This window comes from Pseudomonas sp. M5A4_2d (assembly GCF_053345295.1).
Genome location: NZ_JBKEZW010000002.1, coordinates 694,964 through 707,463, shown reverse-complemented (window position 1 = coordinate 707,463; position 12,500 = coordinate 694,964). Strand labels below are relative to the sequence as shown.

Here is a 12,500-nt window from a genome sequence, read left to right as displayed (position 1 = left end):
GTGACCCTTCGCACCTATCAGAACCACACGCCAACCCTGGGCGCCGGGGCTTTTGTCGATATTTCGGCGGTGGTGATCGGCGATGTCGAAATCGGCACCGACAGCTCGGTTTGGCCGCTGACCGTGATTCGCGGCGACATGCACCGCATCCGCATCGGTGCGCGCACCAGCGTGCAGGACGGCTGCGTGCTGCACATCACCCACGCCGGGCCGTTCAACCCGGACGGCTTCCCGCTGCTGATCGGCGATGACGTGACCATCGCCCACAAGGTCATGCTGCATGGCTGCACCGTGGGCAATCGGATCTTGATCGGCATGGGCAGCATCGTGATGGACGGCGCCGTGGTCGAAGACGACGTCATCATCGGCGCCGGTAGCCTGGTGCCGCCGGGCAAGAAACTCGACAGCGGCTTTTTGTATGTGGGCAGCCCGGTTAAACAAATCCGTGCGCTGACTGACAAGGAGCGCGCCTTTTTCACTTACAGCGCGGCGAACTACGTGAAGCTTAAAGACCTGCACCTGGCTGAAGGATTCGACCAATGACCCAGCGTTACCAAACTGTCCTGTTCGACCTGGATGGCACCCTGACCGACCCGCGTGAGGGCATCACCCGCTCGATCCAGTACGCGCTTGGCAAGCTCGGCATCGACGAGCCGGACCTGACCAAGCTGGAGCACTTCATCGGCCCGCCGTTGCTGCAAGCCTTCATGCAGTTCTACGGCTTCGACGAGGCCAAGGCCTGGAAGGCGGTGAATTTTTATCGCGAGCGTTTCAAGGTCACCGGCCTGTATGAAAACCGCGTGTTCGACGGCGTGATGCCGTTACTGGAAGCGCTGAACAACCAGGGCCGTCAGCTGTATGTGGCTACGTCCAAGCCGTGGGTGTTCGCCCGCGAGATCGCCCGCCATTTCGATTTTGCCAAGCACTTCAAGGTCATCTACGGCAGCGAGCTGGATGGGACGCGCACCCATAAAGTCGAGCTGATCGCTCACTTGATCAGCGAAGAGGGCCTGGACCCGGCGACCACCTTGATGATTGGTGATCGAAAGCACGACCTGATCGGGGCGCGCAGCAATGGGCTGGACTCGGCGGCTGTAGGGTATGGGTTCGGCAGTTTTGAAGAGTTGAATGCCGAGGCGCCGACTTGGCATTTTGAGACGTTGGATGAGATGCATCAGGCGTTTTTGCAGCGGGCTTGAGACCGCTATCGCAGGCAAGCCAGCTCCCACACTTGACCGAGTTTCAACATGAGCATGCGGTCGAATGTGGGAGCTGGCTTGCCTGCGAAGAGGCCCTAACGGCCACCACTCTCCAATTGCCTTAACGCCGCCTTACGCTGCGCCACCGGCAACCCACCCAATTTCTCAACCGCCGCAAAAAACTTCACCCAATCCCCGCCTTCCTGCGCAAATAACGCCGCAAACGCCGGCACCCACTGGTCATACAGCCCGAATGGCAACAACCGCGCATTGTTCATCGGCTGGTTGATCCACACGTCGTAACGTTTATCCCCGCCCCATTGGCAATCGCGCATGTGCCGGTACTCGCTGCGCAATCGCTCAAATTCCGCTGCCTTGGCCTGTCGCATCACGTCCGCCACCAACGGTTTTGCGTACAACGCATCCAGGCGTTTGCGGGTATCAAGAATCAGCCGGATAAATTGGTCACGCTGCTGCAACGCTGCATCGCTGACAGGCGCCAAACCCCGTGCTGCACGCCATTGGCGGGTGCCTTCCTGCTCGACGAAGTTGGCATAAGACTCGTTGAACTCGGTGTCGTCCTTCACATAAAAACGCTGGTGCGCCAACTCATGAAAAATCAGCGTGGCCAGGCGCTCATCGCCCCAGTGCATCATCGAGCTCATGATCGGGTCGTTGAACCACCCCAAGGTGGAATAGGCCTCGACACCGCCAATTGACACGTCCATGCCCCGTTGCCGCAACAACGCCGCCTCGCCGCGTGCAGCGCCCTGGTTGTAATAGCCGCGATAAGCGACGCAGCCGGCGATCGGGAAACAGTGGGTTTGCGGGGATAGAGAGAATTCAGTCGTGGCGAACACATTCCAGACCACATAGGGTCGGCCAATGTCCGCGTACAACCGGTAACTCTGGTTGTCAGGCAAGTGCAGGTGCTCGCTGGCAAAGGCACGCGCCTTCTGCGATTGCTCCAGGTGATCGCGCAGCGCCTGTGGGCGAGAAGGGTCGGCGATGACTTCGGAAACCGGCTCCCGCGCCCTCAGCAACTGCCATTGGCCGTCAGCCAACTGGCTGTAATAACTGACGCTGGAGCAGCCGCTGAGCAACACGACCATTAACCCTGGAAGAAAACGCCTCAACATGCTCCGACCGCTCCTGGGTAATTGGCTCGCCAGACTATCCTGCCTGCGCGGGATTTTTCCATGCCATGACGTGTTTATACTCATAGAGAGTCTGCCGCCCTGTGCGCCGGGCTTAATTCTTTCCTTCCGTTGAGTGCCTGCCATGCGCCAGCTCTTGCTTCCCATCACTGCCCTGTTTCTCAGCGCCTGTGCTTCGACCCCATTGCCACCGGTCGATCCGCATCAGGCATGGGTCGATTTCGCCACCCCGACCCCGGGCGCCAAACTGGTGATGGCCCAGCGCCTGGACGGCAAGAACCTCAACGACGGGCGTTTCTTTCAGGTGCCACCCGGCAGCCACGAACTGATGGTGCGCTTTGATTTCGAGGTGCCGACCGGGGGCAGCTTGGGCGGGTTGTCGCAGACCCAGGACCGGACCTGCTTCATGACCTTGCAGTACGACAGTTTCCAGGCAGGCCAGCGCTATGTGCTGGAGGGCCGCTCGCTGGGCTTTACGCCCAACATCCGGCTGTACAACACAGCGCGGCAGTTGCTGGCGGAAGAACGCAGCGTCAACTGCATCTGATCAGTCGTTGTTCTTTTGGTAGACGATAGCTTTGGTACCGTTCTCACAGCTGCCGACGACCATGGCACTGTCGTGCTTGTCGGCTTCTTCTTTGCTGACGACTTCCAAGGTGTAGGACGGCACTGCGTTAGCCTGGATTTTGACCTCGATCTCTTTCCTGAGCTCTTCACAATCTTTTGGCGCGGCCACGGCCGACGTGGCCAAAACACCGCAGATGATCGCCAAGGCAAAACGTTTCATGTGTGTAGCTCCCTGAATGCATGCGCACGGGTGTGCGCCTAGGCTGCATAGCGTATAGGACCACATCCGGGAAATACGAGTTCTGATTTAACGCACAACTAAATGTGGGAGCGAGCTTGCTCGCGAATGCGGTGGGTCAGTCACAGTGATATTGACTGGTCCACCGCATTCGCGAGCAAGCCCGCTCCCACATTGGAAGATGCTTTATCAGTTAACCAGCGTGGCATCCAGGCTGATTTTCGCATTCAGTACCTTGGATACCGGGCACCCTTCCTTGGCCTTCTTGCTCAGTTCGTCGAACTGGGCCTGGCTCGCGCCGGGGATCTTGGCCTTGAGGATCAGGTGCACGGCGGTAATTGCAAAGCCACCTTCCACTTGGTCCAGGGTCACTTCAGCCTGGGTGTCAATGCTGTCGGCCTTGAGGCCGGCGTCACCGAGAATCATGGAAAACGCCATGGAGAAACAGCCCGCGTGGGCCGCACCGATCAGTTCTTCAGGGTTGGTACCCTTGCCGCCTTCGAAACGGGCCTTGAAGCCGTAAGGCGCTTCGCGCAGCACGCCGGTTTCGGTGGAAATGGAACCCAGGCCTGTCTTCAGATCACCTTCCCAATGCGCGGATGCTTTTTTAACAATACTCATAGCTGTCTCCTCGAACGGTGGTTTTGCTTCAGTAAGGGTTCTGAGGATAGATGCGCTGGCAAAGTTCATCTTGTCGGAGAAACCTAGCTTTTTAGTAGGAAATTTCGCAATCTCTATTGAATCTCGGGTATATGCCCTCATTGCATAGAGCATGCACATGAAGCGGCAGGTTTTGGTTCGTCTATAAGCCTGCGCACCTAATGGAGAAGCAGGCTTATGAAATCGCTGTCCGACGTGAAGTTCTCGACCCTCGACCTCGTGCCCGTGCGCGCCAACGGGAGCATCGCGCAATCGTTGCACAACTCTCTGGACCTGGCCCAGCACGTGGAAAAGTTCGGCTACAACCGTTTTTGGGTGGCCGAACACCACAACATGGACGGCATCGCCAGCTCGGCCACCTCGGTTTTGCTGGGTTATTTGGCCGGTGGCACCTCGACCATTCGCGTCGGCTCCGGCGGCGTCATGCTGCCCAACCATGCGCCCTTGGTAATCGCCGAGCAGTTCGGCACGCTGGAAAGCCTGTACCCCGGCCGTATCGACCTGGGCCTGGGCCGCGCGCCCGGTTCCGACCAGATGACCGCTCGCGCCCTGCGCCGTGAACGCTCGGGCAGCGCCGACGATTTCCCCGAAGACGTGGCCGAACTGATGGCCTACCTCGGCCCGCGCACGCCAGACCAACGGGTGATCGCCGTGCCCGGCACCGGCACCAACGTACCGGTCTGGCTGCTGGGTTCCAGCCTGTTCAGCGCGCAGCTTGCGGGAGAGAGGGGTTTGCCCTACGCCTTCGCCTCGCATTTCGCACCGCGTTTGATGCACGAGGCGATCCGCGTGTATCGCAATCACTTCAAGCCTTCAGCCGTGCTGGACAAGCCCTACGTGATGCTCGGCATTCCGCTGGTGGCGGCCGATACCGACGAGCAGGCCGATTACCTCGCCACGTCCGTGTACCAACGCATTCTGGCGCTGATGCGCGGGCAAAGCCTGGTGCAGCGCCCACCGGTGAAAACCATGGATGGCCTGTGGCTGCCCCATGAAAAAGACGCCGTCGGCAGCTTCCTCGGCTTGGCCATGGTCGGCAGCCCGGCCAAGATCCGCGCCAAACTGGAAGTGCTGATCGAGCAAACCGGTGCCGATGAGCTGATCTTCACCAGCGACCTGTACGAGCACGCTGACCGGATTCATTCCTACGAGTTGCTGGCACAACTGATGAAGGGATAACCCTCAGGCGAAAAAAAACCGACGCACTCGCGTCGGTTTTTTATGTCTGGAACACGGGATTAACCGCGTTTGTAGACGATTTCCTTGGTGCCGCCTTCGCAGGAGCCAATCACCTTTCCACCGGCTGCAGCGCCTTTATCGACAACATCCAGGGAATAATGCTGAACGCCTTTCGCATCAAGCTTCGCTGCGAGTTCACTTTTCAGCTCTTCACAAGGCTTGCCCGCCGCCAGGGCTGTACCCGCAATGCTCAACAAACCTACCGCTAACAGGAACTTCTTCATCCGATACTTTCCTTGCGCTGATCAAAAAGAGCGTGCCGACGCATTGCATCGGCACCCCAAGGTTGTAGCGCAGGTTATGGCAATCGGCCAGTCAGCAAGTTCAACCAACGTGATCAACTACTGGCAATTCGGAATCCCACCTTCAGCGTGACCTGGAAATGCGCGGCCTTGCCGTCCTTGATGTGACCACGGGTTTCGGTCACTTCAAACCACTCCAAGTGCTTGATGCTCTTATGCGCTTCGGCAATGGCGTTGTTGATGGCGTCTTCGATGCTGGTCGTCGACGAGCCCACCAGTTCGACTTTCTTGTAGGTGTGATGATCTGACATAGCGTTTCTCCTGAGGTCTCTACTGAAGCGTAGCAGTCAATGTTCGTACTGCTTCTGGCGGCCATTCCTACGTGAAAGTTCAGATTTACTGCACTTTCTGAAAACGCCGTAGTCGGTATCTACACATGCCACTCAATCACTTCAGGAGAGCCCACATGGCCAACACTTCTTTACGCAAAGCGTCGCTGGAAAGCATGGAAGCCGAGATTTCGAGCCTGCTCAAGTCCCTTGAGAGCCTCAAGGATGATGCGTCCGATGAGTCGCGCAAAACGCTGAAGGCCCTGAAAAGTAATGCCGAGAATGCCCTCAAGCACTCCCGCCACCTGATCAGCGATGCTTACGAAGAAAGCAAAGTCAAAATCCGCGAAACCGGCGTCGCAACCCGGGACTACGCACAAGAGCACCCATGGACTACCGCCGGCGTCGCCGTTGGCGCACTGGGCCTGCTGGCTGCTTACCTGCTGTGCAAACGCGGTGACTGATTGACCGGCTACAGCGGCTGGCGCAGCAGCTCTGCCTTGAGCCACTGCGCCAGTTGACCGGCGCGCCCGTCTGCGGCGCGCTTGGGTAGCCACAACGCCAGGTGCGCCGGGGTTTCACTGAAACCCCACGGCGCCACCAGGCGACCCGCTCGCAGGTCCTCTGCCACCAGCGGTTCAGGCGCAATCGCCACCCCCAGACCCGCAACCGCCGCCTCCAGCAAATAATACAAATGCTCAAAACCCTGGCCGAGTTTCAGCGCGCCGGGCTCGATACCGTGTTGCTGTGCCCAACTGGGCCAGGCCTGCGGGCGTGAGGTGGTGTGCAGCAACGCTTCGCCACACAACGCCGAGGCCGGCGCATGACGCAAGTGTTCATAACCGGCGAAGCGCGGGCTCATCACAGGGCCGATTCGCTCGCTGGCCAGTTCATACACCTGCATATCCGACGGCCACGGCGGTTCAGCGAAGACCAGCAGGGCGTCAAGACCGGGGCGCCGGGGATCGAGGTCGCCGTCACCGGCGGACAGGTGCAGGCGCAAGTCCGGTAAGTCTGCGTTCAAGCGGCCCAGGCGCGGGATCAACCAGCGGGCCAACAAACTGCCCGAACAGCCCAGTACGAACGGCGCATCGGCGCTGGCTTGGGTGAGTTCTGCGCACACAGCCCTCAAGCGCTCGAAGGCTTCGGCACTCGCGTCTCGCAGGCGGATACCGGCATCTGTGAGTTTAAGGCCGCGCCCATCCTTGACGAACAGGCTGACGCCCAAGTGCTCTTCCAGCACCTTCAACTGGCGACTGACGGCACCGTGGGTCACATGTAGTTGCTCAGCCGCTTGGCTCACGCTGTTGAGCCGGGCAGTGGCTTCGAACGCGCGCAGGGCATTGAGGGGCGGAAGGTCTCGGCTCATCTGTGAGTTTTCCTGACAGGTTACGGCGATCTTATCGGTTTTCAGCGACGGATGTGAGGGGTAGAGTGACCGTCATTGCCTCTCACACGAATTATTTCCTGGAGCGCCCCATGACTCAGTCCCAGACCGATCTGCGCAACGGCCCTGACGCCAACGGCCTCTTTGGCGCGTTTGGCGGCCGTTACGTCGCTGAAACCCTGATGCCGTTGATCCTCGAACTGGCCCGCGAATACGAAGCGGCCAAGATCGATCCGGCTTTCAACGAAGAATTGGCCTACTTCCAGCGCGACTACGTCGGACGCCCAAGCCCGCTGTATTTCGCTGAGCGCCTGACTGAGTTCTGCGGCGGCGCCAAGATCTACCTCAAGCGCGAAGAGCTGAACCACACCGGCGCGCACAAGATCAACAACTGCATCGGCCAGATCCTGCTGGCACGGCGCATGGGCAAAAAACGCATCATCGCCGAGACCGGCGCCGGCATGCACGGCGTGGCAACCGCCACCGTGGCCGCACGCTTTGGCCTCGACTGCGTGATCTACATGGGCACCACCGACATCGAGCGTCAGCAGGCCAACGTATTTCGCATGAAGCTGCTGGGTGCCGAAGTGATCCCGGTGGTCGCTGGCACCGGCACCCTCAAAGACGCGATGAACGAAGCCCTGCGTGACTGGGTGACCAACGTCGACGACACCTTCTACCTGATCGGCACCGTGGCTGGCCCGCATCCCTACCCGGCGATGGTGCGCGACTTCCAGGCCGTGATCGGGAAGGAAACCCGCACCCAGATGCAAGCCCAGGAAGGCCGCTTGCCGGACAGCCTGGTGGCCTGCATCGGCGGTGGCTCCAACGCCATGGGCCTGTTCCACCCGTTCCTGGATGACGCCAGCGTCGAGATTATCGGCGTTGAAGCGGCCGGCTACGGCATCGAAACCGGCAAGCATGCCGCCAGCCTCAACGGCGGCGTACCGGGCGTGCTGCACGGCAACCGCACCTTCCTGCTGCAGGACGACGACGGCCAGATCATCGACGCCCACTCGATTTCCGCCGGCCTCGACTACCCCGGCATCGGCCCTGAACACGCCTGGTTGCATGATATCGGCCGCGCCCAATACACCTCGGTGACTGACGACGAGGCCCTGATCGCATTCCACAAATGCTGCCGTCTGGAAGGGATTATTCCGGCACTGGAAACAGCCCACGCCTTGGCCGAAGTGTTCAAACGCGCACCGAATCTGCCGAAGGATCACCTGATGGTGGTCAACCTCTCCGGCCGTGGCGACAAAGACATGCAGACCGTGATGCATCACATGGAACAGTCTCAGCAGGAGAAACACTAAATGAGCCGCCTGCAAACCCGCTTTGCGCAGCTGAAAGAACAAAACCGCGCGGCCCTGGTGACCTTCGTTACCGCCGGCGACCCGGGCTATGACACCTCGCTGGCGATCCTCAAGGGTCTGCCGGCAGCCGGCGCCGACGTGATCGAGCTGGGCATGCCCTTCACCGACCCGATGGCCGACGGCCCGGCGATTCAACTGGCCAACATCCGCGCGCTGGAAGCCAAGCAGAACCTGACGAAAACCCTGCAGATGGTTCGCGAGTTCCGCCAGGACAACAACGACACGCCTTTGGTGTTGATGGGTTACTTCAACCCGATCCACAAATACGGTGTGCCACAGTTCATCACCGACGCCAAAGAAGCCGGCGTTGACGGCCTGATCGTGGTCGACATGCCGCCCGAGCATAACGGCGAGCTGTGCGACCCGGCCCAGGCTGCGGGCCTCGACTTTATCCGCCTGACCACGCCAACCACCGATGACGTGCGCCTGCCGACCGTGCTCAACGGCAGCTCGGGCTTTGTGTATTACGTGTCGGTAGCCGGTGTGACCGGCGCCGGCGCGGCCACCCTGGAACACGTTGAAGAAGCGGTGACCCGTCTGCGCCGCCACACCGACCTGCCGATCAGCATCGGTTTTGGTATCCGCACCCCGGAACAAGCTGCGGCCATCGCACGCTTGGCTGACGGCGTGGTGGTGGGTTCAGCACTGATCGACCACATTGCCAATGCCAAAAATGATCAGCAAGCGATTGATGGCGTGTTGAGCTTGTGCGCGGCATTGTCGGATGGTGTCCGTAACGCCCGTAAGTAAACGCCGTGTAGCGGTAGGTAAAGTTCCTGATACAGAGGAATCATACTGTCGAATCAGTACCTAAACTGACAAGACCAAGGGATTTCGAACCCGGTTCGAAATCCCTTTTTTGTTCGTGCAGTACTGAGGAAACACCCCATGAAAATGCCTAAACGCTTGATCGCTGGTCTCGGCGTGCTGATGCTCGGCGCGAGTGCCCTGGTGCAGGCCGCGCCGCCTGACCAACGGGGCGATGGCGACGGCCCAGGCCGTGGCGGCCCGCAAGGCCAGCACGAACAACGTGGCGATGACCATCGCGGCCCGCAGGACAATCGTCGCGGCGGCCCGCCTCAGGACTTCGGCCCGGTGCGGCAGATCATCCACGACAACCACGGCCAATTCTCGCGCGGTGCACCACCGCCGCCGAATGTACGCCTGGTTCGCGGCCAGCCGCTGCCACGCGGCTACTACGGTGAACGCCTCGACAATCGCGCCCTGTCACGCCTGCCGGTTTATCAAGGGTATGAATGGCGTCGTTCCGGGCCGGACGTGGTGTTGATCGCAGTGGGCACGGGTATCGTCTACGAAATCCTGAACGGCGTGCTCAACTGACACCAATGCTTGTGTGGCAAGTCGGCTTGTCGTCGCGAGCGGGCTTGCCACAGGGGTCGGTCGCCCCCCTGATAATGGGTTCACAGTTCGATACGTTCGACCTTGCCCACCAGCAACACGTAGGAAAGCGCCCCAAGCAATGCCAGCACCGCGATATAGGTAATCGCTGGTGCGAATGAATCCCCACTGGCCAAAAAGCCGATCACTATCGGCGTGGTAATCGCCGACAAGTTACCGATAAAGTTGAACACGCCCCCCGTCAGCCCCAGCAACCGCGCGGGTGCCAAGGTCGATACCAGTGACCAGGTAATCGACGCCAAGCCATTGCCGAAAAACGCTACCGCCAGAAACGCAATCACCCACGCCGTCGAGTCCACATAATTGGCGCCAATGATCGCCGTGGAAATCAGCAGCCCGCCAATGATCGGCAGCTTGCGCGCGAAACCTACCGACGCGCCCCGGCGAATCAGCCAGTCAGAAAAAATCCCCGAACACAGCACGCCGACAAACGCAGCCAGAAACGGCAACGACGCCAACAGCCCGGACTTGATGAAGTCCATGCCACGGTATTTCACCAGGTAGGTCGGGAACCACGTCAGGAAGAACCACAGCGTGGAGTTCAGGCAGAACTGCCCCAGGTAGATGCCCCACAACTTTCGCTGGCTCAGCACGACCCCCAGGTCGACCCAACTGAACGGCGCCTTGGCGGTTTGCGCCTGGATATCCACCAGCCCGCCGCCGTCGCGGATCAGTTCGATTTCAGCCGCGTTGGCGCCTTTGAAATCCTTCGGCTCGCGGTACACCGCGTACCAGATCAGCGCCCATAGAATGCCCACGCCACCGGTGGCGACGAACACCATGTGCCAGCCAAACGCATGCTGCAGCCAGGCCAGCACCGGCGTAAGAAAGGCGAGCCCGACAAATTGCCCCGAGGTGTAAACACCAATCGCCGTGGCGCGCTCACGCTCGGGAAACCACGTGGTGACCACGCGGCTGTTGATCGGGTAGGCCGGCGCTTCCAGGGCACCGACGGCCATGCGCAGTACGAACAGCGCGATAAAGCTGGCGGCGAACCCAAGCATCACGGTGGCAATCGACCACAGCAGCAGGGCGACGGTGTAGAGAATACGGGGCGGCACTCGGTCCACCAGCCAGCCACCGGGGATCTGCATGGCGGCGTAGGTCCAGCCGAAAGCAGAGAAGATCAGCCCGACGTGCACCGGGTCGATGCCTAGCTCGCTGGTCAACGCCGGGGCGGCAATCGACAGGTTGCTGCGGTCGAGGTAGTTGATCACCACGGTGATAAACAGCAACACCATGATGAAGAAGCGCTTTCTGCTGGGCGTGACTAAAGACGCCTGCCCGGTGAAGGATTCAGGGTGCATGGGGGGTGCCTCTTCTTATGGTTATTGAGGACGGGTATTACTGACGAAACCGAATCAAACTGTGGGAGCGGGCTTGCTCGCGAAGGCGGAGTGTCAGTCGACACTTCTTCGGCTGTTGGACCGCTTTCGCGAGCAAGCCCGCTCCCACATTGATCGGGTTTTCACCTCAGGTTCGCGGGGCTTACCACTCGGCGAAGCTGCCGTCGGCATGGCGCCAGATCGGGTTGCGCCAGCGGTGGCCGATGGCCGCGCGTTCGATCACGTATTCCTCGTTGATCTCGATGCCCAGGCCCGGCCCATTGGGGATCTTCACAAAGCCTTTGTCATAGTCGAACACGCCCGGGTCGCGCACGTAGTCGAGCAAGTCATTGCTCTCGTTGTAGTGAATGCCCAGGCTTTGCTCCTGGATAAACGCGTTGTAGCAAACCGCGTCCAATTGCAGGCAGGCCGCGAGGGCAATTGGGCCCAGCGGGCAGTGCAGGGCCAGGGCTACGTCGTAGGCTTCGGCCATGTTGGCGATCTTGCGGGTTTCGGTGATGCCGCCGGCGTGGGACGCGTCCGGCTGGATGATGTCGACGTAACCTTCGCTGAGCACGCGCTTGAAGTCCCAACGCGAGAACAGCCGCTCGCCCAGGGCAATCGGTGTGCTGGTCAGCGGCGCCAGTTCTTTCAGCGCTTCATAGTTTTCGCTGAGCACCGGCTCTTCGATAAACATCAGTTTGTACGGGTCCAACTCTTTCATCAGCACCTTGGCCATCGGCTTGTGCACGCGGCCATGGAAGTCGACGCCAATGCCAACGTTAGGGCCGACGGCGTCGCGCACGGCGGCCACGTTGGCCAGGGCCAGGTCAACTTTTTCAAAGCTGTCGACGAACTGCAGCTCTTCGGTGCCGTTCATTTTCACCGCGGTAAAACCACGGGCCACCGCCTCTTTGGCGGCGCGGGCGGTGTCAGCCGGGCGGTCGCCGCCGATCCATGAATACACGCGGATTTTGTCGCGCACCTGGCCGCCCAGCAGGTCGCTGACCGACACGCCAAGGGCCTTGCCCTTGATGTCCCACAGCGCCTGGTCGATACCGGCGAGGGCGCTCATGTGCACGGCGCCGCCACGGTAGAAGCCACCACGGTAGAGCACGGTCCAGATGTCTTCGATATTGCGTGGGTCTTTGCCGATCAGGTAGTCGGAGAGTTCCTCGACGGCAGCGGCCACCGTGTGGGCGCGGCCTTCGACCACGGGCTCGCCCCAACCGGTCACGCCCTGGTCGGTTTCAACCTTGAGGAAGCACCAGCGCGGCGGGACGATGAAGGTAGTCAGTTTGGTGATTTTCATCTCTTATCTCTCTTGTCGATGCAGCGCCCAGGGCGCAATGCTTGCAC

Annotated in this window: 16 protein-coding genes; 8 read left to right on the top strand and 8 right to left on the bottom strand. The window is 60.4% G+C overall.

The genetic code is table 11. The features are described from left to right. Window positions 1-543: a gamma carbonic anhydrase family protein gene (locus ACLBW8_RS10265; RefSeq protein WP_099601826.1), complete on the top strand. Its 543-nt coding sequence runs from the start codon at window positions 1-3 to the stop codon at window positions 541-543. Next, window positions 540-1,199, top strand: a complete 660-nt coding sequence (locus tag ACLBW8_RS10260) for an HAD family hydrolase (protein WP_447805297.1) — start codon at window positions 540-542, stop codon at window positions 1,197-1,199. Before ACLBW8_RS10265 ends, ACLBW8_RS10260 begins: the two co-directional genes overlap by 4 nt. 95 nt (window positions 1,200-1,294) lie before the next feature. Here the strand turns inward: ACLBW8_RS10260 and ACLBW8_RS10255 are convergent, their stop codons facing one another. Continuing rightward, a complete protein-coding gene (locus tag ACLBW8_RS10255) occupies window positions 1,295-2,338 on the bottom strand; it encodes an aminopeptidase (RefSeq protein ID WP_447805296.1) in 1,044 nt (347 codons plus the stop codon). 142 nt (window positions 2,339-2,480) lie between these two features. Between ACLBW8_RS10255 and ACLBW8_RS10250 the strand changes: the two genes are divergently transcribed. After that, on the top strand, window positions 2,481-2,903 hold the full coding sequence (locus tag ACLBW8_RS10250) for a PA0061/PA0062 family lipoprotein (RefSeq protein WP_447805295.1): 423 nt from the start codon (window positions 2,481-2,483) through the stop codon (window positions 2,901-2,903). On the opposite strand, the gene ACLBW8_RS10245 is transcribed toward ACLBW8_RS10250, so the two are convergent. Next, window positions 2,904-3,143, bottom strand: a complete 240-nt coding sequence (locus tag ACLBW8_RS10245) for a DUF1161 domain-containing protein (RefSeq protein WP_064450020.1) — start codon at window positions 3,141-3,143, stop codon at window positions 2,904-2,906. 207 nt (window positions 3,144-3,350) lie between these two features. Then, window positions 3,351-3,782: an OsmC family protein gene (locus ACLBW8_RS10240; protein WP_169876331.1), complete on the bottom strand. Its 432-nt coding sequence runs from the start codon at window positions 3,780-3,782 to the stop codon at window positions 3,351-3,353. A 216-nt stretch (window positions 3,783-3,998) separates the two neighbouring features. On the opposite strand from ACLBW8_RS10240, the gene ACLBW8_RS10235 reads away from it, so the two are divergent. Continuing rightward, window positions 3,999-5,000 carry an LLM class flavin-dependent oxidoreductase gene (locus tag ACLBW8_RS10235; RefSeq protein ID WP_447805294.1) on the top strand — a complete coding sequence of 334 codons (1,002 nt, stop codon included), beginning with the start codon at window positions 3,999-4,001 and terminating at the stop codon, window positions 4,998-5,000. A gap of 59 nt (window positions 5,001-5,059) precedes the next feature. Here ACLBW8_RS10235 and ACLBW8_RS10230 read toward each other — a convergent pair whose 3' ends face one another. Next, window positions 5,060-5,284, bottom strand: coding sequence for a DUF1161 domain-containing protein (locus ACLBW8_RS10230; RefSeq protein WP_447805293.1), 225 nt, complete (start codon window positions 5,282-5,284; stop codon window positions 5,060-5,062). A 113-nt stretch (window positions 5,285-5,397) separates the two neighbouring features. After that, the gene (locus ACLBW8_RS10225; protein WP_016969657.1) at window positions 5,398-5,613 is read right to left on the bottom strand and encodes a dodecin; all 216 of its coding nucleotides are present in this window, start codon (window positions 5,611-5,613) and stop codon (window positions 5,398-5,400) included. Window positions 5,614-5,768: 155 nt separating this feature from the next. Here ACLBW8_RS10225 and ACLBW8_RS10220 point away from each other — a divergent pair, with 155 nt between their 5' ends. Beyond that, window positions 5,769-6,095, top strand: a complete 327-nt coding sequence (locus tag ACLBW8_RS10220; protein WP_003170746.1) for a DUF883 family protein — start codon at window positions 5,769-5,771, stop codon at window positions 6,093-6,095. Window positions 6,096-6,103: 8 nt separating this feature from the next. Here the strand turns inward: ACLBW8_RS10220 and ACLBW8_RS10215 are convergent, their stop codons facing one another. Next, window positions 6,104-7,000 carry a LysR family transcriptional regulator gene (locus tag ACLBW8_RS10215; RefSeq protein WP_447805292.1) on the bottom strand — a complete coding sequence of 299 codons (897 nt, stop codon included), beginning with the start codon at window positions 6,998-7,000 and terminating at the stop codon, window positions 6,104-6,106. A 110-nt stretch (window positions 7,001-7,110) separates the two neighbouring features. Here ACLBW8_RS10215 and trpB point away from each other — a divergent pair, with 110 nt between their 5' ends. From trpB to ACLBW8_RS10200, 3 genes are all read left to right on the top strand, one after another. Next, the gene (gene trpB, locus ACLBW8_RS10210; protein ID WP_064450015.1) at window positions 7,111-8,337 is read left to right on the top strand and encodes a tryptophan synthase subunit beta; all 1,227 of its coding nucleotides are present in this window, start codon (window positions 7,111-7,113) and stop codon (window positions 8,335-8,337) included. Then, the gene (trpA, locus tag ACLBW8_RS10205; protein WP_447805291.1) at window positions 8,338-9,147 is read left to right on the top strand and encodes a tryptophan synthase subunit alpha; all 810 of its coding nucleotides are present in this window, start codon (window positions 8,338-8,340) and stop codon (window positions 9,145-9,147) included. Window positions 9,148-9,285: 138 nt separating this feature from the next. Then, the gene (locus ACLBW8_RS10200) at window positions 9,286-9,738 is read left to right on the top strand and encodes an anti-virulence regulator CigR family protein (RefSeq protein WP_064450013.1); all 453 of its coding nucleotides are present in this window, start codon (window positions 9,286-9,288) and stop codon (window positions 9,736-9,738) included. Between the two features lie 80 nt (window positions 9,739-9,818). Here ACLBW8_RS10200 and ACLBW8_RS10195 read toward each other — a convergent pair whose 3' ends face one another. Beyond that, entirely contained in the window at window positions 9,819-11,123 is a 1,305-nt protein-coding gene (locus ACLBW8_RS10195) for an MFS transporter (RefSeq protein ID WP_262666644.1), read from the bottom strand. Between the two features lie 181 nt (window positions 11,124-11,304). Then, window positions 11,305-12,453 carry a galactonate dehydratase gene (gene dgoD / locus ACLBW8_RS10190; RefSeq protein ID WP_017137927.1) on the bottom strand — a complete coding sequence of 383 codons (1,149 nt, stop codon included), beginning with the start codon at window positions 12,451-12,453 and terminating at the stop codon, window positions 11,305-11,307. Window positions 12,454-12,500 lie beyond the last annotated feature (47 nt).